Annotated in this window: 1 protein-coding gene; it reads right to left on the bottom strand. The window is 68.8% G+C overall.

What is annotated here, in order from left to right:
- Positions 1–205: DUF2637 domain-containing protein (locus tag AC5P1C_RS44050; RefSeq protein ID WP_493871619.1), on the bottom strand; the 205-nt coding region annotated here is incomplete at both ends.

Genomic DNA, 205 nt, shown 5'->3' with positions numbered 1-205 from the left:
TCGGGCCAGGCCGCCGCGCCGTTGAAGGCGATCGTCGCCGCCGTCAGGAGCCACGCCGTCTGGCGCAGCAGCGGGAAGGGGATGCGGATCCACGTCAACAACAGGTCCAGCGCCAGCAGGACGCAGATGCCCGCGTCGATGCCGATCGGGAAGACCACCGAGAAGCTGCCGAAACCCTTCTTCTCGGCAAGGTCACGCACGGCCG

Source organism: Streptomyces sp. A18, from assembly GCF_059026065.1.
Note: the sequence above shows the minus strand (reverse complement) of the source record. Positions and strands in the feature narration are given on the sequence as shown.